The organism is Traorella sp. mt218 (genome assembly GCF_055420025.1).
The window spans coordinates 1-1,208 of the sequence record NZ_JBVAYM010000055.1 but is presented as its reverse complement, the minus strand read 5'-3'; the positions used below and the strand labels follow the sequence as shown (position 1 = coordinate 1,208).

At 42.7% G+C, this 1,208-nt stretch carries 1 pseudogene; it reads left to right on the top strand.

Annotated elements, in window-relative coordinates:
* Positions 1 to 1,208: pseudogene (locus ACZYT3_RS12670) on the top strand (SrtB-anchored collagen-binding adhesin); the annotation flags it as partial.

Below are 1,208 nucleotides of genomic sequence, written 5' to 3'. Positions count from 1 at the left end.
AGATATTGAGGGCTTGAAAATCGGTGCAGGCACACACAAGCGTCTTGCTGATGTTCCGTTTAGGATCACAAGCAAGACGACGGGAGAAAGTCATGTTGTAGTAACTGATGATAACGGGCAATTCTCCACTTCTGCTGACTGGGCTTCTCATAAGCACAATACCAACGCAGGCAAGACCAGCGAGGACGGTGTGTGGTTTGGAACTTCTGAACCAGACGACAGCAAGGGTGCATTGCCTTATGATACTTACATCATTGAAGAAATGAAATGCGACAGCAACAAAGGTTTTAAACTTATCCCACCTTTTGAAATCGTGGTATCAAGAAATAACCTTGTGATTGATTTAGGGACTTTGACTGATGAATACGAAAAAGAAATCTCTATCCATACCACAGCGACCAGCAAGGACGGCGAAAAGACAATCCTTGCAGGAAAAGAGGTTACAATCGTTGATACTGTCAAATTAGACGGACTTACCAAAGGCACAAAATATCAGCTCAAAGGCTGGCAGATGTTAAAGGAAGAAAACGCCGAGCTTGTCATTGACGGGAAACGTGTAGAAAACGATTATACCTTTATCGCTGATGATGAAGAAATGAAAGTGGAAATTTCTTATACATTCAATGCGTCTGCTTTAGGTGGCAAGAACCTTGTTACCTTTGAAGAATTGTATGATTTGAGCAATCCAAAAGAACCTGTAAAAGTTGCGGAACACAAAGACATTGAGGACGACGGGCAGACGGTACTTATTACAGAACGTATCATCAAAATTCATACGACTGCTACGGATAAGGACGGCAACAAAGAACTTGAAGCTGGAAAAGAGGTAACAATCATTGATACCGTAACCTTAGAGGGCTTAGAAGTCGGTACACAGTACAAACTTGTAGGCTGGCAGATGTTGAAAGAAGAAAATGCAGAGCTTCTTATCGACGGAAAACGTGTGGAAAGTGATTATACATTTACCGCTGACAGCGAAACTATGAAAGTGGAAGTTGCCTTTACCTTTGACGCTACTTCTCTTGATGGCAAACAGCTTGTAACTTTTGAAGAATTGTACGATTTAAGCAATCCAGACGAGCCGAAGAAAGTTACCGAGCATAAAGACATTGAGGACGAGGGACAGACGATTACCTTTAAGGAAAAACCAGAAGTCCCAGAAGAACCAGAGAAACCCGAAACACCGCCGACACCAGAGAAGCCACACC